This is a genomic window from Streptomyces sp. CS113, from assembly GCF_002188365.1.
Lineage (GTDB): Bacteria > Actinomycetota > Actinomycetes > Streptomycetales > Streptomycetaceae > Streptomyces > Streptomyces tendae.
On record NZ_KZ195574.1, the window covers coordinates 4,776,439 to 4,802,082 of the forward strand.

26 protein-coding genes are annotated in these 25,644 nt (G+C 73.9%); 11 read left to right on the top strand and 15 right to left on the bottom strand.

The genetic code is table 11. The features are described from left to right. Nucleotides 1–15: 15 nt before the first annotated feature. The 4 genes from B9W62_RS21305 to B9W62_RS21320 form a co-directional block, all read right to left on the bottom strand. The gene (locus B9W62_RS21305) at nucleotides 16–951 is read right to left on the bottom strand and encodes an aminoglycoside phosphotransferase family protein (RefSeq protein WP_373433741.1); all 936 of its coding nucleotides are present in this window, start codon (nucleotides 949–951) and stop codon (nucleotides 16–18) included. Then, entirely contained in the window at nucleotides 948–2,450 is a 1,503-nt protein-coding gene (locus B9W62_RS21310) for an MFS transporter (RefSeq protein WP_087808660.1), read from the bottom strand. Before B9W62_RS21310 ends, B9W62_RS21305 begins: the two co-directional genes overlap by 4 nt. Before the next feature lie 133 nt (nucleotides 2,451–2,583). Further along, a complete protein-coding gene (locus B9W62_RS21315) occupies nucleotides 2,584–3,564 on the bottom strand; it encodes a zinc-binding dehydrogenase (RefSeq protein WP_087808661.1) in 981 nt (326 codons plus the stop codon). Nucleotides 3,565–3,617: 53 nt separating this feature from the next. After that, nucleotides 3,618–4,778: an NAD(P)-binding protein gene (locus B9W62_RS21320; RefSeq protein WP_087808662.1), complete on the bottom strand. Its 1,161-nt coding sequence runs from the start codon at nucleotides 4,776–4,778 to the stop codon at nucleotides 3,618–3,620. Between the two features lie 176 nt (nucleotides 4,779–4,954). Here B9W62_RS21320 and B9W62_RS21325 point away from each other — a divergent pair, with 176 nt between their 5' ends. Then, nucleotides 4,955–5,659, top strand: a complete 705-nt coding sequence (locus B9W62_RS21325) for a pentapeptide repeat-containing protein (protein ID WP_087808663.1) — start codon at nucleotides 4,955–4,957, stop codon at nucleotides 5,657–5,659. 15 nt (nucleotides 5,660–5,674) lie between these two features. Here B9W62_RS21325 and B9W62_RS21330 read toward each other — a convergent pair whose 3' ends face one another. Genes B9W62_RS21330 through B9W62_RS21340 form a run of 3 tightly spaced genes read right to left on the bottom strand, consistent with a single transcriptional unit; the run spans nucleotide 5,675 to nucleotide 7,624 of the window. Continuing rightward, nucleotides 5,675–6,433, bottom strand: coding sequence for a hypothetical protein (locus B9W62_RS21330; protein WP_087808664.1), 759 nt, complete (start codon nucleotides 6,431–6,433; stop codon nucleotides 5,675–5,677). Between the two features lie 22 nt (nucleotides 6,434–6,455). Then, nucleotides 6,456–6,962, bottom strand: a complete 507-nt coding sequence (locus tag B9W62_RS21335; protein WP_059301074.1) for a hypothetical protein — start codon at nucleotides 6,960–6,962, stop codon at nucleotides 6,456–6,458. Between the two features lie 50 nt (nucleotides 6,963–7,012). Further along, nucleotides 7,013–7,624: a TetR/AcrR family transcriptional regulator gene (locus B9W62_RS21340; protein WP_087808665.1), complete on the bottom strand. Its 612-nt coding sequence runs from the start codon at nucleotides 7,622–7,624 to the stop codon at nucleotides 7,013–7,015. 115 nt (nucleotides 7,625–7,739) lie between these two features. On the opposite strand from B9W62_RS21340, the gene B9W62_RS21345 reads away from it, so the two are divergent. Together B9W62_RS21345 and B9W62_RS21350 are read left to right on the top strand one after the other, a co-directional pair. Continuing rightward, nucleotides 7,740–8,825, top strand: coding sequence for an NAD(P)-dependent alcohol dehydrogenase (locus B9W62_RS21345; RefSeq protein ID WP_087808666.1), 1,086 nt, complete (start codon nucleotides 7,740–7,742; stop codon nucleotides 8,823–8,825). Between the two features lie 9 nt (nucleotides 8,826–8,834). Further along, a complete protein-coding gene (locus B9W62_RS21350) occupies nucleotides 8,835–9,806 on the top strand; it encodes a bifunctional GNAT family N-acetyltransferase/NUDIX hydrolase (RefSeq protein WP_087808667.1) in 972 nt (323 codons plus the stop codon). A gap of 24 nt (nucleotides 9,807–9,830) precedes the next feature. Here B9W62_RS21350 and B9W62_RS21355 read toward each other — a convergent pair whose 3' ends face one another. Both B9W62_RS21355 and B9W62_RS21360 read right to left on the bottom strand, forming a co-directional pair. Further along, on the bottom strand, nucleotides 9,831–11,252 hold the full coding sequence (locus tag B9W62_RS21355; protein WP_087808668.1) for a M1 family metallopeptidase: 1,422 nt from the start codon (nucleotides 11,250–11,252) through the stop codon (nucleotides 9,831–9,833). A gap of 95 nt (nucleotides 11,253–11,347) precedes the next feature. After that, nucleotides 11,348–11,914: a GlcG/HbpS family heme-binding protein gene (locus tag B9W62_RS21360; protein ID WP_087808669.1), complete on the bottom strand. Its 567-nt coding sequence runs from the start codon at nucleotides 11,912–11,914 to the stop codon at nucleotides 11,348–11,350. 254 nt (nucleotides 11,915–12,168) lie between these two features. On the opposite strand from B9W62_RS21360, the gene B9W62_RS21365 reads away from it, so the two are divergent. Beyond that, nucleotides 12,169–13,422 (top strand): sensor histidine kinase, encoded by a 1,254-nt coding sequence (locus tag B9W62_RS21365; RefSeq protein ID WP_087808670.1) that lies wholly within the window; start codon nucleotides 12,169–12,171, stop codon nucleotides 13,420–13,422. Beyond that, entirely contained in the window at nucleotides 13,419–14,087 is a 669-nt protein-coding gene (locus B9W62_RS21370) for a response regulator (protein WP_087808671.1), read from the top strand. The genes B9W62_RS21365 and B9W62_RS21370 overlap by 4 nt, the downstream gene beginning before the upstream one ends. Nucleotides 14,088–14,156: 69 nt before the next feature. Here B9W62_RS21370 and B9W62_RS21375 read toward each other — a convergent pair whose 3' ends face one another. Beyond that, nucleotides 14,157–14,732 carry a TerD family protein gene (locus B9W62_RS21375; protein WP_007450822.1) on the bottom strand — a complete coding sequence of 192 codons (576 nt, stop codon included), beginning with the start codon at nucleotides 14,730–14,732 and terminating at the stop codon, nucleotides 14,157–14,159. A 203-nt stretch (nucleotides 14,733–14,935) separates the two neighbouring features. On the opposite strand from B9W62_RS21375, the gene arfB reads away from it, so the two are divergent. Then, nucleotides 14,936–15,373, top strand: a complete 438-nt coding sequence (arfB, locus tag B9W62_RS21380; RefSeq protein ID WP_087808672.1) for an alternative ribosome rescue aminoacyl-tRNA hydrolase ArfB — start codon at nucleotides 14,936–14,938, stop codon at nucleotides 15,371–15,373. A gap of 7 nt (nucleotides 15,374–15,380) precedes the next feature. Here arfB and B9W62_RS21385 read toward each other — a convergent pair whose 3' ends face one another. Continuing rightward, the gene (locus B9W62_RS21385; RefSeq protein ID WP_087808673.1) at nucleotides 15,381–15,857 is read right to left on the bottom strand and encodes a GNAT family N-acetyltransferase; all 477 of its coding nucleotides are present in this window, start codon (nucleotides 15,855–15,857) and stop codon (nucleotides 15,381–15,383) included. A gap of 49 nt (nucleotides 15,858–15,906) precedes the next feature. Beyond that, a complete protein-coding gene (locus tag B9W62_RS21390; RefSeq protein ID WP_087808674.1) occupies nucleotides 15,907–16,515 on the bottom strand; it encodes a flavin reductase family protein in 609 nt (202 codons plus the stop codon). 323 nt (nucleotides 16,516–16,838) lie between these two features. On the opposite strand from B9W62_RS21390, the gene cdgB reads away from it, so the two are divergent. Then, on the top strand, nucleotides 16,839–18,503 hold the full coding sequence (gene cdgB, locus B9W62_RS21395; RefSeq protein ID WP_087808675.1) for a diguanylate cyclase CdgB: 1,665 nt from the start codon (nucleotides 16,839–16,841) through the stop codon (nucleotides 18,501–18,503). Between the two features lie 154 nt (nucleotides 18,504–18,657). Further along, nucleotides 18,658–19,632, top strand: a complete 975-nt coding sequence (locus B9W62_RS21400) for a carbohydrate-binding protein (RefSeq protein ID WP_087808676.1) — start codon at nucleotides 18,658–18,660, stop codon at nucleotides 19,630–19,632. A gap of 70 nt (nucleotides 19,633–19,702) precedes the next feature. Here B9W62_RS21400 and B9W62_RS21405 read toward each other — a convergent pair whose 3' ends face one another. From B9W62_RS21405 to B9W62_RS21415, 3 genes are all read right to left on the bottom strand, one after another. Beyond that, nucleotides 19,703–20,635 carry a 1-phosphofructokinase family hexose kinase gene (locus B9W62_RS21405; protein WP_087808677.1) on the bottom strand — a complete coding sequence of 311 codons (933 nt, stop codon included), beginning with the start codon at nucleotides 20,633–20,635 and terminating at the stop codon, nucleotides 19,703–19,705. Nucleotides 20,636–20,790: 155 nt separating this feature from the next. Beyond that, on the bottom strand, nucleotides 20,791–21,936 hold the full coding sequence (gene nagA / locus B9W62_RS21410) for an N-acetylglucosamine-6-phosphate deacetylase (RefSeq protein ID WP_087808678.1): 1,146 nt from the start codon (nucleotides 21,934–21,936) through the stop codon (nucleotides 20,791–20,793). Next, complete coding sequence (locus B9W62_RS21415) at nucleotides 21,936–22,937, bottom strand: ROK family protein (RefSeq protein WP_087808679.1); 1,002 nt, start codon at nucleotides 22,935–22,937, stop codon at nucleotides 21,936–21,938. The genes nagA and B9W62_RS21415 overlap by 1 nt, the downstream gene beginning before the upstream one ends. Before the next feature lie 156 nt (nucleotides 22,938–23,093). Here B9W62_RS21415 and B9W62_RS21420 point away from each other — a divergent pair, with 156 nt between their 5' ends. The 3 genes from B9W62_RS21420 to otsB all read left to right on the top strand — a co-directional run bounded on the left by B9W62_RS21420 (nucleotide 23,094) and on the right by otsB (nucleotide 25,529). Then, complete coding sequence (locus B9W62_RS21420) at nucleotides 23,094–24,311, top strand: ABC transporter substrate-binding protein (protein ID WP_256976778.1); 1,218 nt, start codon at nucleotides 23,094–23,096, stop codon at nucleotides 24,309–24,311. A gap of 79 nt (nucleotides 24,312–24,390) precedes the next feature. Further along, a complete protein-coding gene (locus B9W62_RS21425) occupies nucleotides 24,391–24,624 on the top strand; it encodes a DUF3263 domain-containing protein (protein ID WP_087808681.1) in 234 nt (77 codons plus the stop codon). A gap of 35 nt (nucleotides 24,625–24,659) precedes the next feature. Further along, entirely contained in the window at nucleotides 24,660–25,529 is an 870-nt protein-coding gene (otsB, locus tag B9W62_RS21430) for a trehalose-phosphatase (protein WP_087808682.1), read from the top strand. Nucleotides 25,530–25,644 lie beyond the last annotated feature (115 nt).

A 25,644-nucleotide genomic window follows, 5' to 3' on the forward strand; every position in this document is an offset into this window, starting at 1 on the left:
TGACCCGCGCGGTCCTCACAGGGCGCGCAGCAGCCGCCCGATCTCCAGCTGCTCCGTCTCCAGCGGGTCGCCGTCCTCGACGTTCCACAGGCTGTTCTGGAGCACGCGGCCGAGGCACCAAGCGCGGGCCCGTTCCCGGTCGAGGCCGAGGACGTCGGTCATGGCGTCGAAACGCCACCGGGTCTCGTCCGGGTCGTAGCGGTTGTCCAGGGCGGGCAGCAGGTCGAACGCGGGGTCGCCGGCCAGCGGCTTGGGGTCGATGGCCAGCCAGGGCGCGCGGCCCGCGGCGAGGACGTTCTCGTAGTGCAGGTCCCAGTGCAGCAGCCGGTCGCCCGGCTCGTCGGCGACCTCGCGCACGGCCGCCGCGCAGTCGGCGACCAGCCGCCGGTCGGCCGGGTCCGGGATGCGTTCCAGGGTGCCGGGCGTCCGCTCCAGCATGCCCCGCGCGATGTCCCCGAGGCGGCGCATCCCGGGCGGTGCGGGCGTCGCGGTGAGGTGGGCCAGCAGCCGGGCGATGACCTGGACGGCCTCGCGGGAGTCCTCGACGTGGCTGAGCATCCGGCCGGAGTCCAGGCGCTCCAGGAGCATGGTCCCGGTGGCCGGGTCGTGGTCGAGGAGCCGGACCGCGCCGTCCCCGGCCCACGCCCGCAGCGCCAGCGGCTCGCCCTCGGTCTCGGCGTCGAGGATCTGGAGCTTCAGCGCGGCCTCGGTGCCGTCGCCGCGCACGACCGGCAGCACCAGCGCCGCCCACCCGTGCATCGAGGGCCCGTCGAGCCGCAGCTCCCACCGCTCGAGGAACCCGGCCGCCAGCGCGGGCAGCCCCGCGACGAAGGCCCGCCCGGCCTCCCCGTTGTACTTCGCCTGCGCGGCCGCGAGCCCCTCGGGTACGTCGATCACATCGCCGGACGCTACCGGTGAGCGGGGCCCGCGGTCACCCGGATTTCCCCTCAGCGCACCGGTTCCGGCACCGTCCGGTCCGCCGGCACCCCGTGCTTGGGCGCCTTCGCCGTCACCATCACCCCCGCGACCAGCCCCGCCAGGAGCATGATCCCGGCGGCCACCCAGATGGCGACCGTGTACCCGTGCACGATGCCCTCCCGCACGATCAGCTCCCGCTGGGAGGGATCGGTGAGGTGCGACGCGATCCACGACGCGCTCGTGCTGGTCGCGATGGTGTTGAGCAGCGCCGTGCCGATCGAGCCGCCCACCTGCTGCGAGGTGTTGACCGTCGCGGAGGTCACGCCGGAGTCCTTCGGGGCGACCCCGGCGGTGGCCGTGGAGAACACCGGCATGAAGGTCAGGCCCATGCCGAGGCCCATCAGGAGGAGCGCCGGGAGGATCTCGGAGGCGTACTCCGAGCGCACGGTCATCTGCGTGAGGATCACCATGCCGCCGGAGGCGAGGAGCATGCCGGGGACCATCAGCATGCGCGGGCCCACGTGCGGCAGCAGCCGGGCCGAGATCTGGGTGGAGCCCACGACGATCGCGGCGGTCAGCGGCAGGAAAGCCAGGCCGGTCTTCACGGGGGAGTAGCCGAGGATGCCCTGGAGGTAGTACGTCATGAACAGGAACAGCCCGAACATGCCGATGACCGCCAGCATCATCGTCAGGAAGCAGCCGGCGCGGTTGCGTTCCCGGATGACGTGCAGCGGCAGCAGGGGCGTGGGCGCCCGGGTCTGCCACCACACGAAGGCGGCCAGCAGGACCACGGCCAGGGCGAACAGGGCCAGCACCAGCGGGTCGGTCCAGCCGCGCGGCTGGGCCTCGCTGAAGCCGTAGACGAGGGCGACGAGGCCGCCGCAGCCGAGGACGACGCCGGGCACGTCGAGCCGGGCGTCGGCGTGGCCGGGCCGGTCGTGCAGCAGCGCGAACGCGCCGATCACCGCGAGGACGGCGATGGGGACGTTGACGTACAGGCACCAGCGCCAGTTCAGGTACTCGGTGAGCACGCCGCCGACGATGAAGCCGATCGCGGAACCGCTGCCGGCCAGCGCGCCGTAGATGCCGAAGGCCTTCCCGCGTTCCTTCGGGTCGGTGAAGGTCGTCGTCAGCAGCGACAGCGCGGACGGCGCGAGGACGGCGGCGAAGACGCCCTGGAGGGCGCGGGCGCCGAAGAGCATCGCCGAGGTCGTGGCGGCGCCGCCGATCGCGGAGGCGGCGGCGAAGCCGATCAGGCCGATGACGAAGGTGCGTTTGCGACCCACCAGGTCCGCGACGCGCCCGCCGAGCAGCAGCAGGCCGCCGAAGGCGAGGGTGTACGCGGTGATCACCCACTGCCGGTCGGCGTCGGAGATGTCCAGGTCGCGCTGGGCCGAGGGCAGCGCGATGTTCACGATCGTCGCGTCGAGGACGACCATCAGCTGGGCCAGGGCGATCACCACCAGCCCCCACCAGCGGTGGGGGTCGGCCTCCGCGGGCGCGGCGGGACCACCTGTCCGGGAGCCACTCATCTGGCCAGAAGACCATGATTCGGGACGTATCGCATCCCGTTGCGCGGGCCGCGGTATGCGCGGTCGTACCGCGGCGTGCGCGGCCGTACCGCGGGCATGCGCCGCCGCACCAGTCCGCGCCGGCGCCCGCCGGTCACGGCTCCAGGACGACCTTCCCGGTGGTCCCCCGGTTTTCCAGGGCGCGGTGCGCGGCCGCGGCCTCGGCGAGCGGGAAACGCCGCACGGCCGGGACGAGCCGGCCCCCGGCGGCCTCGGCGAGGGCGCGCAGTTCGAGGGTGCGTACCGGATCGGCGCCACCGGCCCGCTGCATCATCGCCGGGCCCAGCACCTGCTCGGAGACGCCGTCGACGAGGTAGGGCGTGCCGTCGTGCAGGCCCTCGCCCGACCAGCCGAAGACCAGGTGCCGGCCGCCGGGCCCGAGCAGGGCGACGGCCTCGCGCGCCACGTCACCGCCGACGCCGTCGAAGACGACGGTGGCCTCCCGGCCGCCCAGGTGGGCGCGGACCTTGGCCGGCCACCCGGGTTCCCGGTAGTCGACGGCGAGATCGGCGCCGTTCGCGGCGACGAGTGCCGTCTTCTCCGGGCCGCCGGCCAGGCCGACCACCGTGGCGCCCGCGTTCTTCGCGTACTGCACCAGCAGGGTGCCGATGCCGCCCGCGGCGGCCGGGACCACGGCCACCGAGCCGGGGCCCAGCTCGGCGAACTGCACGATGCCCATCGTCGTACGTCCGGTGCCGATCATGGCCACGGCCTGGGCGAAGTCCAGGTTCGCGGGGATCTCGTGGACGCGGGCGAGGTCGGTGACGGCGAGTTCGGCGTAGCCCCCGGGGGCGAAGCCGAGGTGGGCCACCACGCGCCTGCCCAGCCAGCTCTCCGGGGTGCCGTCGCCCAGGGCGTCGACGATTCCCGCCACCTCGCGGCCGGGGACCGTGGGCAGTTCGGGAAGGGCCGGCGCGGGGCCCCGCATGCCCTCGCGCAGGGCGGTGTCCAGGAGGTGGACGCCCGCCGCGCGGACGGCGACGCGCACCTGGCCGGGGCCCGGCACCGGGTCCTCGACCTCGTCCAGGACGAGGTTCTCGGCCGCGCCGAAGGCGTGCAGACGGATGGCGTGCATGGCGGAACCCCCAGAGTGAGAAACGGAGCTGCTGCGCCCCCCACCCAACGACCTCAAGCGTGCTTGAGGTCAAGCTCGCGCCGGCCGAGGGCGAGGGAGACCGCCGTCAGGGCGCTGTTGAAGGAGACCTCGGAGAGCAGACCGGGCGAGGCGACCTGGTCACCGGCGAGGTAGACGCCGTCGCCCCGGTCGACGGCCGGCCGGTCGCGCCAGGTGGTGCCGGGCAGGTCGACGGCGCCGGTACGGCCGTTCGCGACCGCCTCGCGCCGCCAGGTGACCCGCTCGCGCCAGCCGGGGAAACCGAGGTCGAGCAACTGCTCGGCCCGTGCGGTGCCGTCGGCCTTCGACTCGTCGGGCGCGAGGGGGATCTGTCCCTGGATCAGCTGCTCGCCCGCCGGCGCGAGCGTGCGGTCCTGCGCCGTGAACCGCTCGATCCACCCCGGCGCGTCCAGGTCGGAGACGGCGAAGGCGTCGCCGCGCCGGGTGCGTACGGCCAGGTCGACCAGGGTGGTGCGGCCGCTCGGCCAGGTCAGCGAGGAGTCGTCCAGCAGGCGGCGGGCCGCGTCGAGGGAGGTGGCGACGATGACGGGGGTGTCGGTGGGCAGCGTGTCCACGCGGGAGACCGTCTCCATCCGGACCCCGAGGTTCCAGGCCAGGGCGGCCATCCGCTCCACGACCTCGCCCCAGCCGCCGCGCGGATAGTGCGCCTCGGGCGGCAGCTTGGCGGCCCGGCGCAGCCGTTCCTGCACGAAGGCCGCGGACAGCGAGCCCGGATCGTGGTGGAAGAGGGCGACCGCGCAGTAGTGGGCGGCGGCCCGGGCCCCCTCCTCGCCCGCGACCCCGGTCGCCCAGGTCAGGAAGTCGACGTCGGCCGGCGCCGGCCCGACACCCCGGCGCAGCAGCTTCAGCATGGCGAACGGCGGGGTGCGGCGCAGCGCTCCCTTGTGGCGCAGCCGCAGCCGGGCCGCCTCCAGCGGCGGGATGGGCGCGAGCGGACCGATCAGGTCGCGCCGGCGCAGCCACGCCCAGTGCGGGCCGCCGTTGTAGAGGGCGTGCGGGCCGTCGTTGGTCCGGTAGGGGCCGTCGGCCGTCCGGGCCCGTCCGCCGAGTGTGTGGTGGGCCTCGTGGACGGTGACCTCGGCGCCCGCCTCGGCGGCGGTGATGGCCGCGGTCAGTCCGGCGAAGCCGCCGCCGATGACGGTGATGCGATGCATGACTCGGGTTCTCCCTCGGATCGGGGTCGCGGTCGGGGTCGCCGTGCGCGGCGCCTGTCTGCCCGTACGACGTGCCCGGGGGTGCCGGATGTGACATGCGGCCGGAAGAAGGGCGACGCCCGAGGGATCGCCGCAGGTCGGAGCAGGTTGTCAGTGGCGGGGTGCAGCATGGGGCCATGGCGAGGAGAGTGGCGGGGACGGCGGGCGGGCGCGGCGCGGCGACGGTACGAGCGGCCAGACGCCCCCAGCTGCGCCTGCCGCCCCTCACGCCGTACGAGGACGGCGGCGGACTGGAGCCGGACGGGGACTACGACGCGCTGGAGTTCCGGGAGGCGGACCTCACCGGCCAGGACGGCGCGGGCGCCCGCTTCATGGACTGCGCGCTGACGGGCTGCGCGCTGGACGAGGCGTCGCTGCGCGCCGCCCGGCTGCTCGACACCCGCCTCACCGGCGTCCGGGGCGTCGGCACGAACCTCGCGGAGGCGACCCTGCGCGACGTGGAGCTGCTCGACGGCCGCCTCGGCGGCACCCAGCTGCACGGCGCCGTCCTGGAACGGGTCGTGATCCGCGGCGGCAAGATCGACTACCTCAATCTGCGCCGGGCCCGCCTCAAGGACGTCGTCTTCGAGAGCTGCGTCCTGGTCGAGCCGGACTTCGGGGGCGCCCGCCTGGAGCGGGTCGAGTTCGTGGACTGCGCCCTCAAGCAGGCGGACCTCAGCGCGGCCACCCTCACCGACGTCGACCTGCGCGGCGCCGCCCCCCTGGAGCTCTCCCGCGGCGTGGACCGCCTCTCGGGCGCGGTGATCAGCCCCACCCAGCTCCTCGACCTGGCCCCGGTGCTCGCGGCGGAGCTGGGGGTGCGGGTGGTGGCGGAGGAGTAGGGCGGGTCCGGCGGATCACGCGTGGGCGCGTGCTCCGGTGAGGGCCCGCTGCCTGAGGTCGCCGAACAACACCGTCGTGGTGGCGGCCAGGACGTCGTCCCTGGCGACGGTCCGCCGGTCTCCCGTGCGGGTGGACAGGGCCCCGAGGACATCCTTGGGGAACGGGGGCGCGGCCGCTTCGTCCGGCGTCCCCAGGACGACCGTGCCGAAGCGTTTGACCCCGCCCTCGCGGACAACCACGGCCGCGCCCCGGGCGAGGTCCGTCAGGAACACGCTCGCGATGCCGTCCAGGTCGCGGACCACCGCCGGGACGGCCCTCGCACCCCGGCTCCGCAGCAGCCTCCTGACCCCGGCCTCGAACCTGTGGGCACCGGCCACGGCACTCGGGGTGCGCGTCCCCCTGCGCTCACGAAGGGGGACGAGGACACCGTCGGCGTCGTACAGGTCACCGGTCCGGCATCGGAACGTCGGGCTGTGGACGTACCACGTGCCCCCCACCTCCAGCTCGACGTCGCGGTCGGTCGCCGAGATCAGGTCCCCGGGTATCAGCTTCTTCCGGGACTGCTCCGCCGCCGCCCTCCTCGCGCCGTCGATGATCTCCGTCAGCACGGTCCGCGTGACCGACGCGGCGGCCCACGCGGCGGACCGGGAGACGTGCAGCGGGGTCACGTCCCTGAACACGGCTCTGACGAGGGGCGGCTTGAACGGCGGGGCGGCCGTGACCGGGGCGGTCTCGGGACCCCTGCGCCCGGGGCGTGCGGGCTGTGCGGTCATCGGAAGGGACACTCCCTGCTGTCTAGTCGGAGGGCATCCGCGGGAAGCGGGCCTGGAGGGACCAGACGGCCGGGTTGTCCGCCAGGTCCTCGTGCAGGTCGGTGAGGTCGGCGAGCAGGTCGTGCAGGAAGTCCCGGGCCTCCCGGCGCAGTTCGGCGTGGGAGAAGGACAGCGGGGGTTCGTCCGCCGGCAGCCACTCCGCCTCGATGTCGACCCAGCCGAAGCGGCGCTCGAAGAGCAGGCGGTCGGTGGACTCGGTGAAGTCCAGCTCCGCCCGCTGCGGCCGGGCGGCCCGGGAGCCCGCCGGGTCCCGGTCGACGTGCTCCACGATGTCGCACAGCGCCCAGGCGAAGTCGAGCACCGGCACCCATCCCCAGGCTGTGGACAACTCCCGGTCCGCCTTGGTGTCGGCGAGGTACACGTCCCCGCAGAACAGGTCGTGCCGCAGGGCGTGGACGTCCGCGCGCCGGTAGTCCGTCTGCGGCGGGTCCGGGAAGCGGGTGGAGAGGGCGTAGCCGATGTCGAGCACGCAGGAGATGGTGTCATGGACCCCGAACGGGCCACGCGCCGCGAGCCCGGTCAGTCCGGTGACGTGGCCCGGCGGACCGCGTCGCGGAGCAGGGCGCGACGGCGTTCGTGCACGTCGTCGGGCTCGTCGGCGGTCGCCGCGTAGACGTTGCTGACCGGGGACCAGGCCATGGACATGGCGATGACGAGGGCCAGCACGTCGAACGGCTCGCCCGGCCGCACCCGGCCCGCCGCCTGCGCCTCGGCGATCGCCCGCAGCTTGGCGTCGTCGCGGCGGTCGGCGTCGTCGACCAGGTGCCCCGCCGGACGCCGCTCCAGCCGCGCCCAGGTGGCCAGCCGGATGAGGTCGGGACGGCGCAGGTACTCGTCGTAGAGGCGCACCGCCCAGTCCGCGAGGTCGTCGGCGTCGATCGGCACGACGTTCACGATGCGGTCCAGCGAGCCGAAGAAGATCGCGTCGAACAGCCCGTCCTTGCTGCCGAAGTACGCGTACAGCTGCGCCTTGTTGGTGCGGGCGGCGGCCACGATCCGCTCGACGCGCGCCCCGGCGATCCCGTGTTCGGCGAACTCCCGGGTCGCGACGTCCAGGATGCGCCGGTGGGTGGCGGCTCCGCGCGAGGTCAGGGGCTGGTCGGGGGTGCGGTCGGGGGTGTGGTCGGGCATCTCCGCAGAATAGCCCACGCCCAAACAGAACAGTTGGTTTGCCTGATGCCGCGAGGGCGCCTAGGCTCGGACAAGAAATAGACCGAACAGTCTGTCTAATGAGTCGGAGAGAGTCATGAGGACCACCGTGGGCTGGCAGGCGACCGGGCCGACGCTGCGCCGGGCACCCCTGGAACGGCGCGACCTGCGCCCGGACGACCTCGCCGTCCGGGTCGACTACTGCGGCGTCTGCCACACGGACCTGCACGCGGTCCGGGCCGGGGCCACCGACGGGAGCGGCCCGCGGCCCCTCGTCCCGGGGCACGAGTTCACGGGCGTGGTGACCGAGACCGGCACCGGGGTCACCCGCTTCCGGGCCGGAGACCCGGTCGCGGTCGGCAACATCGTCGACTCCTGCGGCACCTGCGCCATGTGCCGCGCGGGACAGGAGAACTTCTGCCACGCCTTCCCCACCCTGACCTACGGCGGCACCGACCGCGTCGACGGATCGACCACCCTCGGCGGCTGGAGCCGCGAGTACGTGCTCGGCGAGCGGTTCGCGTACGCCCTCCCCGCCGGCCTGGACCCGGCGGCCGCGGCACCGCTCCTGTGCGCGGGGATCACCGTCTGGGAGCCCCTGCGCGCCCTCGGCGCCGGACCCGGCACCCGCGTCGCCGTGGCCGGTCTCGGCGGACTCGGCCACCTCGCCGTGAAGTTCGCCGTCGCGCTCGGCGCCGACACCTCGGTGATCAGCCGGTCACCGGACAAGGCCGAGGACGCCCGCCGCCTGGGCGCCCGCGGGTTCGTCGTCTCCACGGACCCCGAGCAGCCGGCCGCCGCCCGCGACCGGTTCGACATCGTCGTCGACACCGTCTCCGCCCCGCACGACCTCGGCCCCTACCTCCGCCTGGTCGCCGTGGACGGCACGCTCAGCCAGCTCGGGTACCTCGGACCGGTCACCCTGGAGACCCTCGACCTGCTCATCGGCCGCAAGAAGCTCAGCTCGGCCGGCAGCGGCGGCCGGAAGGGCACCGCCGAGATGCTGGCCTTCTGCGCCGCGCACGGCATCACCGCCGACGTCGAACTCCTCCCCTCCGCCCGTGTGAACGAGGCCCTCGACCGCCTGGACCGGGGCGACGTCCGCCACCGCTTCGTCCTCGACCTCTCCGACCTCGACCGCCCCGGCCCGGACCGCCCCGGGCCGGGCCCGACGGCCGGATAGGTTGCCGGGGTGATCCTCACCCCGCTCGCCCTCACCCCCGACCACGACATCCCGGGCCCCGTGCTCACCGAACTGACCGCCCTCTACGCCTCCCACCGCGCCTTCCACGCGCTCAGCGGCGACTTCCCCGACCCGGACGACATCCGCCCGGAGCAGGTGGCGGCCGCGCTCGCCGATGAACTGGCGCGGCCCGGCGCCGAGGTGCTGCTGGCCAGGGACGCGGGCCGGCTGGCCGGGGTCGCCGTGACGCTCGCCCGGCACCCCGACCCGACCGACCCGGACCCGTGGATCGGGCTGCTGATGGTGGACGCGGGGCTGACCCGGCGGGGACACGGCAGCCGGCTCGCGTCCCTGATCGAGGACCACTTCCGCGCCACGGGCCGCACCGCCGTACGGCTCGCCGTCCTCGACGGCAACACCGCCGCCCTCGCCTTCTGGACCGCCCTCGGCTATCAGGTCCTGGACCACCGCCGCGACCTCGGGGCCGACCGCCCGTGCACGGTGCTGCGCAAGGAACTGCCCAGCGACAAGCCGCGCACCCCGCGCCGCGCCGCCCGCGTCGCCGTGCTCGACCCCGCGGGCGCCGTCTTCCTCCTGCGCTACGACAACGTCGAGGTCGGCGTGCACTGGGCGATGCCCGGCGGCGGCCTGGAGGCGGACGAGAACCCCCGCGAGGGCGCCCTGCGCGAGGTGCGCGAGGAGACGGGCTGGACCGACCTGGAGCCGGGGCCCCTGCTCTGCACCTGGGAACACGACTTCACCCACCTGAGCGTCGGCCCGGTCCGCCAGTACGAGCACGTCTACGTCGCCCACGGCCCCCGCCGCGAGCCGACCGGCCCCGACCTCGCCGCCGCGCACGCCGCCGACGGCATCCTCACCTGGCGCTGGTGGAGCCGGGCCGAACTGGCCGCGGCGACCGAGCCGCTCTGGCCGCCGGACCTGGCCCTGCTGCTCGACACCTTCGGGGGCGACGAGGGGTGAGACGGCCGGGGACCGGCGGGCGGCTCAGGGGGAGTCCGGCCGGCCGTCCCCGCGCAGCCAGTCCGCCCAGATCTCCGAGAAGTCCTCGTCCGGCGCCGACTTCTCCACGTACGCCGTGAAGTCCCCGGTGTCCGCGTTGCCGTGGCGGTGGGCGGCGGCCCAGCCGTGCAGCAGGTCCCAGAAGGCCTCGTCGCCGACCGTCCGACGGATCTTGTGCAGGACCATCGCGCCCCGCTGGTAGACCGGGCTGTCGGAGATGTGCGCCGCGTCGGGCGGGTCCGCGGGCGGGAACGCCCAGATCGAGTCGTTCGCCTCCTCGTCGTCGTAGTACGTCCCGTCGTAGAGCGCGTCGAAGGTCTCCTGGGCGGAGTCGCCGCCGTGGTCCTCCTCCCACAGCCACTCCGCGTAGGTGGCGAAGCCCTCGTTGAGCCACATGTCCCGCCAGGTCTTCGGGCTGACGGAGTTCCCGTACCACTGGTGGGCGAGTTCGTGGACGAGCAGGACGATGTCCGGGGCGCCGGGGAAGTAGGGCCGGTTCTGGGTCTCCAGGGCGTACCCGGCGTCCTCGTCCCGGTCGACGATCGCGCCGGTGGAGGAGAAGGGGTAGGGCCCGAAGTTCTCCTGCGCCCAGTCCATGACCTCGGGGATCCGCTTCAGGACCGTCCGGCTCGCGTCGGCCTGCGTCGGGTCGACGGCCGTGTAGACCGGCAGGCCGTCGTCCGTGGTGGAGCGGTCGGTCTCCCACTCGCCGACGGCGACGGTGACGACATGGCTCGCCATCGGCTCGGAGGTGTGCCAGGTGAACGTCGTCCGTCCGTCCCGGGTCCGTTCGTCGCGCAACTCGCCGTTGGAGACCACGCCGAGGCCCTCCGGCACGGTCATCGCGAGGTCGTACGTCGCCTTGTCGGAAGGGTGGTGGCTGCCGGGGAACCAGGCCATCGAGCCCGTCGGCTCACCCAGCCCGACCGCGCCGTCGGCGGTGGGCAGCCAGCCCTCCTCGGAGTCGTCCGGGTCGGTGATCGTCTCCGGCTCGCCGGAGTAGCGGACCGTCACGCGGAACGTCTCCCCGTCGTTCAGCTCCTCGGCCGGGCGGACGGTCAGCTCCTGTCCGGCCCGGTTGAAGCGGGCCTCCCGGCCCTCGACCGTGACCTCCTCGACGTCCAGGCCCTCGAGGTCGAGGTCGAAGGCGGACAGGTCCCGCGTCGCGCGGGCGGTGATCGTCGCGCTGCCGGCGAGGTGCCCGGAGTCGGCGTCGGTGTCGGGGTCGTAGTCCAGGGTCAGGTCGTAGTGGCCGATGTCGTAGCCGCCGTTGCCCGCCTTGGGGAAGTACGGGTCGCGCACGCCCGAGCCGCCGGGGGTGCCGTCGACCGCGCCGCCGCCACTGCACGCCGCGAGGGCGAGGACGGTGGCGGCGGCTACGAGCAGACGGGGGGTGGGGGTGCGCACCACGTGATCCTATGGGGCGTTTCACGTGAAACGCCCGTTGGGGCCGCCTGTTGGGGCCGCCCGGGGGGACCCGTTGCCGGGTCCCTGACCCTCGCTCAGTTCAGCGTCGCGGCACCGGCCCGGGCGAACTTCTCGTCCAGGGTGCCGGACGGCGCGCCCGCGACACCGATGCCGGCGATCGGTGCCTTGCCCGCCGAGACCGGGACGCCGCCGCCGAGGAACAGCGTGCCCGGGATGTCCTTCAGGTTCGGGGCGTTCTCCAGACGGCCCTCCAGCTCGCTGGTCGGGGCGTTCCAGGAGACGGCCGTGTACGCCTTCTTCTCGGCCGACTCGTAGGACTGCGGACCGGCGCCGTCACCGCGCAGGGTGAGGATGGTGTTGCCGTTGCGGTCGACGACCGCGACCGTGACCCGCTGGCCCTCCTTCTCGGCGGCGTTCAGCGCGGCCTGCGCGGCCTCGGTGGCGGCGTCGATGGTCAGGTGCGTGGAGGTGGTGGTGTCGCGCTTGCCGGCCGCGGCGGGGGCGGCGGACACCGCGCCGTCCCGGGCGGCCTCGGGCGCGGAGGCGTTCGCGGCCACCGTGCCGAAGGTGCCGGCGGCGACGGCGGCGAGCACGGCACCGCCGGTGGCGAGACGGGCGCGGCGGGAGAAGGTCTTCTTCATGGTGGTCTGCTCCTCGCAGGAGTGAGGGGGTCGGGCTCGTGCTCTCCACCCTCCGTGCCGCACCGGTGGTGCACGGTCGCCGTTCCGGCTGCTCGTGGGCGACGGAACGGGCGACGGCGGGGTCGTCCGATCGGTTGACCCACAAGGTCTCCGAAGGGGGCACCATGGGAGTGTTCGCGCAGCTCAGCGGTCTCCTGCGGCACGTTGGAGGGCAGCGCGGCAGCAGAGCCGGGGCCCAAGGAGGCGGGTGAGGGATGCCGAAGCCGTACGACCATCCGGACACCCGGTGGCTGGGGGCCGTCATGCACGTGGCGTTCTTCCTGCTGCTCGGCGGTGCCCTGGCCCGCTTCCTGCTCCGCCACCCCGGCGAGCCCCGCACCCCGTGGATCCTCGCCCTGTCCCTCGCGCTTGCCGTGCTGCACCTGCTCGGGCCGGTCCTGAACGGGCCCGAGCCGTCCGGCCCCGCCGTCCCGCCCGCCCGGTGGCGCCTGGCCTGGCTGGGTGCGGTCGTCGTGGTGTGGATGGTGCTGGTGGTGCTGGCGCCCAGCTTCGCCTGGTGCGCGGTGCCCCTCTTCTACACCGGCCTGCGCACCCTGCCCGCCCGGGCGGCGCTCGTCCTGGTCAGCGTCCTGACCGTGTTCGTCGTCGCCGCGCAGTTGCGGCTCGCCGGGGGCTTCGACCCCAACCTGCTGCTCGCCCCGCCCGCGGTCGCCGCCCTCGCCGCGGCCGTCTTCCTGCACACCGAACGGCAGGCGGCCCGGCAGCGCGCCCTGATCGACGACCTGATCCGCACCCGCCGCGAACTCGCCGCCTCCGAACGCCGCGCGGGCACCCTCGCCGAGCGCCAGCGGCTCTCCATGGAGATCCACGACAGTCTCGCCCAGGGCCTGTCCAGCCAGCGGATGCTGCTCCAGGCCGCCGAGCGGGTCTGGGAGTCCGACCCGGGCAAGGCCCGCACCCACGTCCGGGGCGCCGCCTCCGTCGCCGAGCACAACCTGGCCGAGGCCCGCCGCTTCGTCCACGACCTGGCCCCGGCCGACCTCGCCCGCGGCGCCGGCCTGGAGGCGGCGCTGCGGGCCCTGGCCGCGCGGGAGTCCGGCGACCACCTCACCGTCCGCGTCCACGTCGACGACGGCGCCCGCGTCCCGCCGCTGCCCGACCGCGTCCAGTCGGCCCTGCTGCGCATCGCCCAGGGTGCGCTGGCCAACGTCCGGGAGCACGCGGGCGCCGCCGGCGCCGTGCTCAGCCTCACCCTCCTCGACGACGAGGTCGTCCTGGACGTCACCGACGACGGGCACGGCTTCGACCCGGCGGAGCCGTCCGAGGACCCGGCCGGGCTGCGCGGACACGGACTGCCCGCCATGCACGCCCGGTTGCGCCAGCTCGGTGGCACCCTGACCGTCGAGTCCGCACCCGGCGAGGGCACCGTCCTGTCCGCCGCCGTGCCCCTGGACCCGCCCCGAACCGACCCGGCCGCACCGGCCGACCCGCAGGAGGCCCCCCGATGACCCATCCGGCAGACGGCGGGCCCGCCCCCGTGCGCATCCTGGTCTGCGACGACCACGTCGTCGTACGCGCCGGGCTGCTCGCCCTGCTCGACAGCGCCCCCGGCATCGAGGTGGTCGGCGAGGCGGGCACCGGCGAGGAGGCGCTCGCGCTCGCCGCACGGCTGGCGCCCGACGTCGTCCTGATGGACCTTCAGCTCGGCGCGGGCATCGACGGCGTGGAGACCACCCGCCGCCTCACCGCGGGCACGCCCACCCCGGGCACCGGCCGCGCGCCGTACGTCCTCGTCCTGACCACGTACGACACCGACGCCGACATCACCCGCGCCATCGAGGCGGGCGCCACCGGCTACCTGCTGAAGGCCGAACGCCCCGAGGAGCTGTTCGCCGCCATCCACGCCGCCGCCCAGGGCCGTACGGCGCTGTCCGAACCGGTCGCGGGCCGGGTCATGGCCGGCCTGCGCAGGCCGCGCCCCGCCCTCACCGGCCGCGAGCGCGACATCCTGGCCCAGCTCGCCACCGGTCTCGGCAACCGGGAGATCGCCCGCGCCCTGTTCATCAGCGAGGCCACGGTGAAGACGCATCTGCGCCGCATCTACGACAAGCTCGGCGTCGAGACCCGCGCGGGCGCGGTCGCGGTGGCGAAGGAGCAGCGCCTGCTGCCGTGAGAGGACGCACGCAGGCCCCCCGGCCGGACGTCCGGGGGGCCTGCGTACGGATCAGACGGGCGGTGAACGTCAGACGTTCACGCCGAAGTCCTGGGCGATGCCCACCAGGCCCGAGGCGTAGCCCTGGCCGACGGCGCGGAACTTCCACTCGGCGCCGTTGCGGTACAGCTCGCCGAAGACCATGGCGGTCTCGGTGGCCGCGTCCTCGGACAGGTCGTAGCGGGCGATCTCGGCGCCGCCGGCCTGGTTGAGGATGCGGATGTAGGCGTTGCGCACCTGGCCGAAGTTCTGCGAGCGGTTCTCGGCGTCGTAGATCGAGACCGGGAAGACGATCTTCTCGATGTCGGCCGGCAGACCCGCCAGGTTGACGTTGATCGCCTCGTCGTCGCCGGCGCCCTCGCCGGTGCGGTTGTCACCGGTGTGGACGATCGTGTTGTCCGGCGTCTGCTTGTTGTTGAAGAAGACGAAGTGGGCGTCGGAGTAGACCTTGCCCTGCGTGTTGACCGCGATCGCGGAGGCGTCGAGGTCGAAGTCGGTGCCGGTGGTGGTGCGGACGTCCCAGCCGAGCCCCACGGTGACTTCGGTCAGGCCCGGAGCCTCCTTGGTGAGCGAGACGTTGCCACCCTTGGACAGGCTTACAGCCATTGTTGGGAGTCCCTTCCCTCGTTTACGTACGGCAAGAAAGCTACAGCTACCACCATGAACGACGAGAGGGGTCCACAAGGTTCCACCTCTCTTTACTTTCTTTACCGAGACCGGGATCGAGACCGAGACCGGGATTGGGACCGAGACCGGACCTGGGCGGGTCCGGGATATTCGGGTGACGTGGGCCGTCCGGGGACGGGAACATGGAAGGCATGTCCGGTCCCCATGTCATCCGCGGCTCCGTCTCCCTGCCCGAGGCCGAGCTGGTCTGGCGTTTCTCGCGCTCCTCGGGGCCCGGCGGACAGCACGTCAACACCACGGACACGGCGGTGGAGCTGCGCTTCGACCTGGCGCGCACCGAGGCCCTGCCCGAGGTGTGGAAGCAGCGGGCGCTCCAGCGGCTGGCCGGGCGCCTGTCCGACGGGGTCGTCACCGTCCGCGCCTCCGAGCACCGCTCCCAGTGGCGCAACCGCGAGACCGCCGCCGTACGCCTGGCCGCCCTCCTCGCCGAGGCCACCGCACCCCCGCCCAGGCCCCGCAGGCCGACCCGCATCCCGCGCGGCATCAACGAACGCCGGCTGCGGGAGAAGAAGCAGCGCTCGCAGACCAAGCGGGGGCGCTCCGCGCGGGACTGGGACTGACCACGCGTCAGTGCCGGTCCAGTGCCAGCACGCCGACCGTCTCCTCCTCGGCCTTCTCCCCGTTCGGACGGAAGCCGAGGCCCAGGTAGAAGTTCTCGGGACCGTGCTCGCCGGGGTGCCAGGTCACGAAGCACTCCGTGCCGCCCCGGCGCCGGATCTCGGCGGCCACCGACTCCACGGCGAAGCGGCCGTATCCCCGGCCCTGCTCCGCGGCGGCGATGTTCAGGCGCCACAGACCGGAGCGCAGCGCGCGGCCGTCGTCGTACCAGTCGACGCCGAAGAAGCCCATGAGGAAGCCGACGGGGCGGCCGCCGTCGAGGATCAGCCGCGGCCAGGCCTTCTCACCGTAGACGTACGCCTCGGCGAGGGACTTCACGACCGGGGAGACGGCGAACTCCTGGTCGGGCCGTACCCGTATCGCGAGGGCGGCCTCGATGTTCGCGGGAGTGATCGGCTCGAGTCGGAGCCCGGCGCTGGTCGTCATGCGCGCACCCTAGGCGGGACGCGAGGGCGCGGGCGAGCGCATGGCCCGCTCAGCCCAGCTGCCGGTACCGGCCCCGGAAGTACGCCAGCGGGCCGCCGTCCGCGCTGGGCAGCGCCGCGGTCAGGACCCGGCCGATCACCAGGGTGTGGTCGCCGGCCGGCACCCGGCGCTCGGTGCGGCACTCCAGGGTCGCCAGGGCGCCGCCCGCCAGGGGCGCCCCGGTCGCCTCGCCCCGCACGTACGGGATGTCCGCGAACAGGAGGCGGTCGCTGACCCGGCCCTTCATGGCGAAGCGGCCCGCGATGTGCCGCTGGCTCTCGGCGAGGACGGAGACCGCCCACAGCGGCTGCTCGTCCAGCAGGTCGTCCATGCGGGAGCCCTCGCGCAGGCTGACCAGGACCAGGGGCGGGTCCAGGGAGACCGACATGAAGGCGGTCGCCGTCATCCCGACGTCCTCGCCGCCCGGCGCCAGCGGGTCGTCGGGGTCCAGCGGCGGCTCCTGCGCGGTCACCAGGACCACGCCCGAGGCCAGCCGGGACATGGCGGCACGGAACTCCTCGTTGCTCACCCCCTCAGCATGCCCGGAGGCGGCCGAGGTCAAGGGGGACGCGGGGGTCGCGGGAGACCCGGGATACGTGAGAGACGGAGTGTTCGGCACCCCGTCACGCTAATGTCCGGTGCGTGGGCGGGGCATCGGACCCCGGTCCCGAACGGGACCTAGGACCAAGGAAGGAGACGTGCGCATTCCTTGGGACTTTGCGATCGGTAAACGCACCGGGAACCCGCGGAAAACCCAGAAATCCCCACTCAATTGTTCATGTTTCGCTGTGACTTGAGTCACAAGGAGCGGTAATTGTTGACCCTGTGTACCGAGTGCGGAGCGCACTGTGATTCAGTGGCGGGGAACCTGCAAGGGCACCATCAGTAAAGGCGCCGAAGAGAACCCTTGATTCACTGCGAGGTCTCGGGGGGAGGGCGAGCATGGAGACCGACTCGGAGCCCTATGTCCGCCTGGCGTCCCTGCGCCAGCTGCATCAGGCCATGGCCGACATGAACAAGGCCCGCAGTCTGGCCGACACCCTGCAAGCCGTCGCCGACGGCGTCGTCCAGGCCCTCGGGTACGAGCTGGCGTGCGTCAACCTGGTCGGTCCCGACGGCGACCTCGTCGTCGCCGCCTTCGCCGGCAACCAGGCCGCCGAGGCGCTCATCACCGGCCGCTCCGGCTCCCGCGAGTCCTGGGACCGCCGCCTGAACATGGGCGAGCAGTGGGGCGACCTGATCTTCATACCCCACACCGAGGGCTGGGTTCTCGACGACGACGACGTCCCGCAGTGGTACACCGACGGGCCCGCGCCCCGCTTCGAGGACGAGTGGCACCCCTCGGACCGGCTCTTCGCCCCGATGTACGCGCCCGGCCCGCAGGGCGGCGGCAGCAGCGGCGAGCTGATCGGCGTCCTGTCCGTGGACCGGCCGCGCAACGGCCGCCGTCCCGGCGCCTGGGGCCGCGAGGCTTTGCAGATGTACGCGTTCCAGGCCGCCATCGCGATCAGCAACGCCCGGCTCCGCTCCAACATGCAGCGCGCCCTGGTCCGCCTGGAGCGCGACCAGCAGGCGCTCAGGGCCAGCGAGGAGAGCTTCCGGCAGGCCTTCGAGTACGCCCCCTCCGGCATGGCCATCGCCGAGATGGGCGGCGACCAGCACGGCCGCATCCTGCGCACCAACGACGCGCTCTGCCGGCTGCTGGGCCGCCGCGCCTCCTCGATGCGCCGCTACGCCTTCTCCGACCTGGTGCACCCCGAGGACATCGGCACCCTGCTGCGCACCTCCGCCGAGGGCGGCCGGGCCGAGCTGCGCCTGGGCCGCCGCGACGGCACCTACGTCTGGGTCTCGCTGCGCAACAGCGTCGTCGCCGACGCCGCCGACGGGCCGCGCTTCCTGCTGACCCACGTCGAGGACATAGAGGAGCGCAAGCGCCGCGAGCTCCAGCTCGCCCACCGCGCCTCCCACGACTCCCTCACCGGCCTGCCGAACAGCGCCGAGCTGCGCTCCCGCCTCGCCGCCCGGCTGTGCCAGCGCCCGCAGTCCCCGCACGCGGCCGTGGCCGACGCCATGGACGCCGCCTACGGGCACTCCGCCGTGTTCGACTCCGGCGGCCACACCTTCGACTTCTCCGCCGCCGCCGAGCCCTACGGCGCCTTCGACCACCACGTGCACGCCGTGGCCCCCGAGGACGGGCGCGACGACGGCACCAAGGGGCTCGCGGTCCTCTTCTGCGACCTGGACGGCTTCAAGTCGATCAACGACCGGTTCGGGCACAACGCGGGCGACGCCGTACTGATCGAGGTCGCCCGGCGGCTCAGCGGCGGCGTCCGCGACGGCGACACGGTGGCCCGGCTGGGCGGCGACGAGTTCGTGATCCTCGCCAACGGGCTCGGCCGGGCCGACGCCCAGGACCTCGCCGTACGGCTGCGGGGCGAGATCATCCAGCCGATCCGGGCCGAGGGCCGGGCCGTCCGGGTGGGCGCCAGCTTCGGCATCGGCTGGGCGCACTGCGGCATGACGGCGGACGAGGTGTTGAAGTCGGCTGACGAACGGATGTACGTCGAGAAACGATCTCGTCCCAAACAGCACCGCCGAGCCGGATGATCAGCAGGTCAGCGCGTCGATGCGGTCTGAGTCACCCTTTCGGGTCAGTGGATGGGGGTCCCCCCGTTCGAGCAAATTCGAGAATGGGGGAGGGTAGGCTCGCCATCTCGACCCGTACCGCACCACGCACCGCATCTGGTTAGGAGACCTAGGGATGACGCCCGGCAACAACGGCGCGAGCACGCCCGAGGACGACGACCCCTTCGGCTACCTCTACGCCGACGGGCAGGCCAACGGGGCCCAGCCGCCGTCCGGTGGCTACGGCTACCCGAACTCGGTCAACCGGGTGCGACCCGTCGGCACACGGCAGTACGGCGCACCGCAGGGCCAGGGCGCGCAGACCGCCGCCTACGGCCAGGCCGCCCCGCCCCAGCAGGGCGCCTACGGTCAGCCGCAGGGCGCGTACGGGCAGCCGAACGCGCACTATGCCGCGCCGGAGACCTTCCCCGGCACCGGCGGCCCGGGGGGCCCGCAGCAGCCGTCGGGACGCGGCGGGGGCGGCGGACGCCGCGGCCCGAACACCAAGGGCCTGCTGATCGGCGCGGTGGCGGTCGTCGCCGCGGTGGTCATCGGCATCGCCGTGGCCATGACGAGCAGCGGCTCCGACGACGACAAGGGCGGCAACGAGGCGGGCGGCGACCCGTCGCCGACCCAGTCCCAGAGCACCGGTCCCAGCCCCTCCGCGAGCGACGGCGCCGACGAGGAGGCCGAGCTGCCCGCGACCGACGCGAAGGCGCTCCAGCTGTCGCCTGGCATGGGGACCGCCTCGGACTTCAAGGGCGCGGAGTCGGACGGCGGCGCCTACGTCACGGGCTTCAACCAGGTCGGCGCGAAGGCCACCTGGACCGTCGACGGCATCGAGAAGGCCGGCGGCTACCGGCTGAACGTGCGCTACGGCATTCCGGGCAAGGACGCCGACGCGACCCTGGTCATCAACGGCAAGACCTCCGAACGCCCGCTGAACATGAAGAACTTCGGCGGCACGCCCGAGGGCGACTGGGAAAAGGGCTGGCAGACCACCTGGGCCAACGTGAACCTGACCAAGGGCACCAACACGATCGAGCTGGCGTGCGCCGAGGGCAACAAGTGCGACTTCGTCCTCGACAAGCTCTCGATCTCGTCCGAGTGACCGGGCGGCCCGGGTAACCGCACCCGGGCCCCGCGCTCAGGCCGCGCCCGCGCTCAGGCCGGGCCCGCGCTCAGGCCGCGCCCGCCTCCGCCGTCACCGCGACCCCGCGCCCGAGCAGCTCCTCGTACGCCGCCCGGTCGAACTCGCCCGCCACCGGCGCCAGCACCGTCGCCGCCGACAGGGCGACCGCGCGGGCCAGCCGGTCCGGCCACGGCAGGTGTTCCACCAGGCCGGAGAGCAGGCCCGCCACCGCGGAGTCGCCCGCGCCCGTCGGGTTGCCCCGGACGTGGGCCGGCGGGGCGGCGCGCCAGCGACCCTCCGGAGTCACCGCCAGCAGCCCCTCGGCGCCCAGCGAGGCGACCACCGAGCGGGCACCGCGGCGCCGGGCGGCCTGCGCGGCCCGCAGCGGCTCGTGCGAACCGGTCAGCTCGGCCAGCTCGTCGGCGTTCGGCTTGATCAGGTCCGGGCGGGCGGCAAGACCCCGCCGCAGCGGCTCCCCGCTGGTGTCCAGCAGCACCGGCACGCCCGCGGCCCGCGCGGCCCGCACCAGCCCGCCGTACGCGCCCACCGGGACCCCCGGCGGCAGGCTGCCGCACAGCGCCACCGCGGCGGCGCCGGTCAGCAGATCCTCGTACGTCTCCTGGAAGGCGCTCCACTCGGCGGGCGCCACGGCCGGGCCCGGCTCGTTGAGCTGGGTGGTGTCGCCGGTGCGCTCGTCGACGACCGCGACGGTGCGCCGCGTCGCCCCCGCGACCGGGACCAGCGCGTCGGTCACCCCGCGCACGCCGGCCAGCCCCGTGCGCACGACGCCCCCGGTCGTGCCGCCCGCGAAGCCGGTGACCGTCACCTCGTGCCCGAGGGCCGCCAGCACCCGGGCCACGTTCAGTCCCTTGCCGCCGGGCCGCTCGGTCACCTCGGTCACCCGGTGGGAGGCGTGCGGCCGGAGGCCCTGGACGCGGTAGGTGATGTCGAGCGCGGTGTTGAGAGTGACGGTGAGGATCACCGTGCCGACCTCCCCCGATCGTGTGCGGCTGGGTGTGCCCGCGGAGCTGTGGCCCACGACACGATCATGCCAAACGGCGGGCGGTCGGCCCAGTCCCCGGGTCCGACCGGTGACGGCCGGGCCCGGAGCGGTCCCACAGCGGACTCGGGGACGGATCAGCCCAGTTGGGGATCGACCACCCAGGCGCCCCGGCGCATCACGCCCACCACGTCGAAGGCGTCGTCCAGGACCACCAGGTCGGCGTCCTTGCCCGGTTCCAGGGAGCCGATCCGGTCGTCCAGGCCGAGCAGCCGCGCCGGGTTGGCGGAGATCGCGGCGACGACGTCGCCGACGGGCAGCCGGTCCACCGTCACCGCCCGCTTGAAGGCGCGGTCCAGGGTGAGCGTCGAGCCCGCGATCGAGCCGCCCTCCACCAGCCGGGCCACGCCGTCGGCGACCTCGACGTCCATCGGGCCGAGCCGGTAGCGGCCGTCGCCGAAGCCGGCCGCGTCCATCGCGTCGGTGATGAACGCGACCCGGGCGGCACCCGCGTGGTGGAAGGCCAGCTGGAGCGCGGCCGGGTGCAGGTGCGTGCCGTCGTTGATCAGCTCGACGGTGATCCGCTTGTCCTCGAGCAGCGCCGTGATCGGACCCGGCGCGCGGTGACCGACCGGGGGCATCGCGTTGAACAGGTGCGTGGCGACGGTGGCGCCCGCGTCGACGGCCTGCACGGTCTGCTCGTACGTCGCGTCGGTGTGCCCGACGGCCGCGATCACGCCGTGCTCGACCAGCAGCCGTACGGAGTCCAGACCGCCCGGCAGCTCGGTCGCCAGCGTCATCATCTTCGCGTGGCCGTGCGCGGCGTCGACCAGCTTGCGCACCTCGGCCGGGTCCGGGTCGCGCAGCAGCTGCTCGTCGTGCGCGCCCTTGCGGCACGGGGAGATGAACGGCCCCTCGAAGTGGATGCCGGCGATGTCGCCCTGCTGGGCCAGCTCGGCGAGCACCCCGGCCCGCCGGGCGAGGAAGTCCAGGTCGCCGGTGACGGCGGAGGCGACCGTCGTGGTGGTGCCGTGCCTGCGGTGGGTCTCGACGCCCTTGAGGATCTCCTCGGGCGTACCGCTGGTGAAGGAGGCGCCGCCGCCGCCGTGGTTGTGGATGTCGACGAAGCCGGGGACCACCCAGTGGCCCGCCACGTCGACGACCTCGGCCCGCGGGGGAGCCGTGTCCGCGATCCGCGTGCCGTCGACGCACACGCGGCCGTCGTCCACGGTCCCGGTGGGCAGTACCACCCGGGCACCGGCGAGAACCTTGCTTGGGGCCATCAGGTGGTTACCTCCGGGGGAGTCGCGGCCGTGGCGGCCGGGGAAGCTGGCGGAGCCGTGGCGGCCGTAGCGGTCGCGGCAGCGGTGTCGAGCAGGTCCCAGGCCATCAGCCCGGCACCCAGGCAACCGGCGGTGTCCCCGAGTGCGGCGGGGACGATCTCCGGCAGTTTCTGGAAGGTGACGCGCCGCCGGACGGCGTCCCGCAGCGGTGAGAACAAGGTTTCCCCCGCCTCGGCGAGGCCGCCACCGATGATCAGGACGCGTGGGTCCAGCAGGGTGAGCGCGGTGACGAGTCCGTCGGCGAGCGCGTCCACGGCGTCCCGCCACACGGCGAGCGCGCGGGCGTCCCCCGACTCGACGGCCTTGGCGCAGTCGGCCGCGTCCGCCCCGGGGTCGCCGCAGGCCTCGGCCCACGCCTGGCTGACCGCCGACGCGGACGCGAACCGCTCCAGGCAGCCGCGCTGCCCGCACGGACAGGGGGTGCCGCCGGGGCGCACGACGATGTGGCCGATCTCGCCCGCGAAGCCGTGGGCGCCCGCCTCGACGCGGCCGTCGATGCCGATGGCGCCCGCTATCCCGGTGCCCAGCGGCACGAACAGGAACCGGTCGGCGCCCTGTCCGGCACCGATCCGGCCCTCGGCGAGGCCGCCGGTGCGCACGTCGTGGCCGAGGGCGACCGGAATGGAGCCGAGCCGCTCGCCGAGCAGCGTCCGCAGCGGTACGTCGCGCCAGCCGAGGTTGGCCGCGTACACGGCGACGCCCCGCTCGGCGTCGACGATCCCGGGGACGGCGACACCGGCGGCGCCGGCCGGCTCGCCGAACCGGTCCGCGCCGTAGGCGCGCAGCTCGGCGGCGAAGTCCAGGATGCCCGCGACGACCGCCTCGGGTCCGCGCTCGCGGCCGGTGGCCCGGCGCGCCTGGTGCAGCAGCTCGCCCCCAGGCCCCGCCAGGGCGGCCTTCATCCCGGTGCCGCCCACATCGAGGGCGATGACATGTCTCACGGGGACAGTGTGGCCCGTACACCCGGGAGAGGTCTAGTCCACTGCGGTGGTGTAGACCTTAATCCGGTAAGCGAACGCGCGAACGAGCAGTCAGGGTTGGGGAACAGGGTGCAGCGGCGTAGGACAGGAACGATCGCGGTGGTGTCCGCACTGGGCATGACGGCGGTCCTCGGCGGCTGCGGTCTCACCGGCGACTCCGACGGGGTGACCCTGAAGCTCGTCGCCGCCGACTACGGCGACAGCAAGGACAACAGCTCCCAGAAGTACTGGGACGAGCTGGTCAAGTCCTACGAGGCCAAGAACCCCGACGTGCGGGTCGACGTCACCGTCTACTCCTGGAACGACGTCGACCGCAAGGTCCGCGAGATGGTCGAGGCGGGCAAGGCGCCCGACATGGCGCAGATCGGCGCCTACTCCGACTACGCGGACAAGGACCTGCTCTACCGGGCCGACGACGTCCTCTCCATCCCGGTCCAGGCCGACTTCGTCTCCCAGCTGGCCGGCGCCGGCCAGGTCAACGGCGTGCAGTACGGCCTGCCCTTCGCGGCCTCCACCCGCGTGCTCTTCTACAACAAGACCCTCTTCGACAAGGCCGGTGTCCAGCCGCCCGAGTCCTGGGACGACCTGGCCGAGGCCGCCGAGGCGCTCAAGGACAAGGGCGTGAAGTACCCGTACGCCCTGCCGCTGGGCCCCGAGGAGGCGCCGGCCGAGACGATGCAGTGGATGCTCAGCGGCGGGGGCGGCTACACCGACGACGTCGGCACCTACTCCGTCGACTCGCCGCAGAACGTCACCACCTTCACCTGGCTGCGGGACGAGCTGGTCGGCAAGGGCCTCACCGGGCCCGTCGCCCCCGGCAAGCTCAACCGCGCCGACGCCTTCGAAGCCTTCGCCAACGGCGACGTGGGGATGCTCAACGGGCACCCCTCGCTGATGAAGACGGCCTCCGCCAAGGGCGTGAAGTACGGCATGGTCACCACGCCGGGCATCGACGGCGAGAGCAAGAACACCCTCGGCGTCTCCGACTGGATGACGGCCTTCAAGAAGAACGGCCACCAGGACGAGGTCGGCGACTTCCTCGACTTCGTCTACAGCGAGGAGAACGTCCTCGACTTCTCCCGCGAATACGGACTGCTCCCGGTGACCACGTCGGCCTCCCAGACGATGAGCACCGCGGCCGAGGACAAGAACCTCAAGCCGTTCCTGGACGAACTGCTGCTCTCCCAGCTGTACCCGGTGGGCAAGACGTCCTGGGCCTCGGTCAGCGCGGACGTCAAGAAGCACATCGGCGAGGCGGTCGCCTCCGGCGGCAGCCCCAAGGGCGTCCTCGGCCAGATCCAGGCGACGGCGATGCGGGCGGGCAGCGCGGAGTAGAGGCTCTCCACCGGCCCCGGCCCCGGCCCCGGCCCCGGCCCCGGCCGCGTTGTCGGTGGCGGGCGGTACGGTGCCGTACATGGACCTGGAAGAGCCGGCCGAGCGGGAGCGCCGCATCCTCGCGCTGGAGCGCCGCGGCTTCTCCGGCCCCGGCGCCAAGGAGCGCGCCGTCCGCGAGGAGCTGGGCCTGGCCCCCGTCCGCTACTACCAGCTCCTCAACGCCCTCCTCGACGACCCCCGCGCCCTGGCGTTCGACCCGGTGACGGTCAACCGCCTGCGCCGCATCCGCGAGTCCCGCCGCGCGGAGCGGTGAGGTTGCCTTCGGCGCCGGCGGGATAGGTTCGCGGTATGGGCAGCCACCAGGACACCATCCGAGACGACTCCCCGCACTCCCTGCCGACGCCCGCCACCGCGGCCGGACGAGAGGGGCTCGACGCGCTCCTCGCGCAGCCCGGCCGCGCGGTGGTCGCGCTCGACTTCGACGGCACGCTCGCCCCGATCGTGCCCGACCCCGACCGGGCGCGCGCCCACCCGGACGCCGTACCGGCGCTCGCGGCCCTGGCCCCGAAGGTCGCCTCGATCGCCGTGATCACCGGCCGCCCCGCCGAGGTCGCCGTCCACCACGGCGGCTTCGCGGGCGTCCCCGGCCTGGACCGCCTCGTCGTCCTCGGCCACTACGGCGCCGAGCGCTGGGACGCCGCCACCGGCACTCTCACCACACCCGAACCGCACCCCGGCGTCGGCGCCGTCCGCGCCGAGCTGCCGGGGCTGCTGGAGCGGTCCGGGGCGGCGCAGGGCACCTGGACCGAGGACAAGGGGCACGCGGTCGCCGTCCACACCCGCCGCGCCCCCGACCCGCAGGCCGCCTTCGACGCCCTGCGCGCCCCCCTCGCCGACCTGGCCTCCCGGCACGGCCTGATCGTCGAACCCGGCCGCATGGTCCTGGAGCTGCGCCCACCCGGCATGGACAAGGGCGCGGCCCTGCGCGCGTACGTCCACTCCCTCGACGCCGCCTGCGTCCTCTTCGCCGGCGACGACCTCGGCGACCTCCCGGCCTACGCGGCCGTCGACACCCTCCGTGCCGAGGGCACCCCGGGACTCCTGGTGTGCAGCGGCAGCGACGAGGTGACGGAACTGAGGAAGCGCGCGGACGTGGAGGTGCCCGGCCCGGCCGGCGTGGTGGCCCTGCTGGCGGCCCTCGCGCACCGGCTGGGCTGAGACAACGTCACGGACGGTTCCCCCGCCTGTCACAGCCGTGTCCGGACGCCGCGGGCGGGGCAACCCGGCCCGCGGCCCCCCGCTCTTGCACGCCGTAAGGCCGCCCAGTGGGGCC

Bases quoted from the DNA above. Each gene is read 5' to 3' on its own strand.
- B9W62_RS21345 (WP_087808666.1), top strand. From the start codon at position 7,740: ATGAGGACCACCGTGGGCTGGCAGGCGACCGGGCCGACGCTGCGCCGG.
- B9W62_RS21360 (WP_087808669.1), bottom strand. From the start codon at position 11,914: ATGAAGAAGACCTTCTCCCGCCGCGCCCGTCTCGCCACCGGCGGTGCC.
- B9W62_RS21370 (WP_087808671.1), top strand. From the start codon at position 13,419: ATGACCCATCCGGCAGACGGCGGGCCCGCCCCCGTGCGCATCCTGGTC.
- B9W62_RS21340 (WP_087808665.1), bottom strand. From the start codon at position 7,624: ATGCCCGACCACACCCCCGACCGCACCCCCGACCAGCCCCTGACCTCG.
- arfB (WP_087808672.1), top strand. From the start codon at position 14,936: ATGGAAGGCATGTCCGGTCCCCATGTCATCCGCGGCTCCGTCTCCCTG.
- otsB (WP_087808682.1), top strand. From the start codon at position 24,660: ATGGGCAGCCACCAGGACACCATCCGAGACGACTCCCCGCACTCCCTG.
- cdgB (WP_087808675.1), top strand. From the start codon at position 16,839: ATGGAGACCGACTCGGAGCCCTATGTCCGCCTGGCGTCCCTGCGCCAG.
- B9W62_RS21375 (WP_007450822.1), bottom strand. From the start codon at position 14,732: ATGGCTGTAAGCCTGTCCAAGGGTGGCAACGTCTCGCTCACCAAGGAG.
- B9W62_RS21320 (WP_087808662.1), bottom strand. From the start codon at position 4,778: ATGCATCGCATCACCGTCATCGGCGGCGGCTTCGCCGGACTGACCGCG.
- B9W62_RS21425 (WP_087808681.1), top strand. From the start codon at position 24,391: ATGGACCTGGAAGAGCCGGCCGAGCGGGAGCGCCGCATCCTCGCGCTG.
- B9W62_RS21330 (WP_087808664.1), bottom strand. From the start codon at position 6,433: ATGACCGCACAGCCCGCACGCCCCGGGCGCAGGGGTCCCGAGACCGCC.
- B9W62_RS21365 (WP_087808670.1), top strand. From the start codon at position 12,169: ATGCCGAAGCCGTACGACCATCCGGACACCCGGTGGCTGGGGGCCGTC.
- B9W62_RS21325 (WP_087808663.1), top strand. From the start codon at position 4,955: ATGGCGAGGAGAGTGGCGGGGACGGCGGGCGGGCGCGGCGCGGCGACG.
- nagA (WP_087808678.1), bottom strand. From the start codon at position 21,936: ATGGCCCCAAGCAAGGTTCTCGCCGGTGCCCGGGTGGTACTGCCCACC.
- B9W62_RS21315 (WP_087808661.1), bottom strand. From the start codon at position 3,564: ATGCACGCCATCCGTCTGCACGCCTTCGGCGCGGCCGAGAACCTCGTC.
- B9W62_RS21385 (WP_087808673.1), bottom strand. From the start codon at position 15,857: ATGACGACCAGCGCCGGGCTCCGACTCGAGCCGATCACTCCCGCGAAC.
- B9W62_RS21420 (WP_256976778.1), top strand. From the start codon at position 23,094: ATGACGGCGGTCCTCGGCGGCTGCGGTCTCACCGGCGACTCCGACGGG.
- B9W62_RS21310 (WP_087808660.1), bottom strand. From the start codon at position 2,450: ATGAGTGGCTCCCGGACAGGTGGTCCCGCCGCGCCCGCGGAGGCCGAC.
- B9W62_RS21400 (WP_087808676.1), top strand. From the start codon at position 18,658: ATGACGCCCGGCAACAACGGCGCGAGCACGCCCGAGGACGACGACCCC.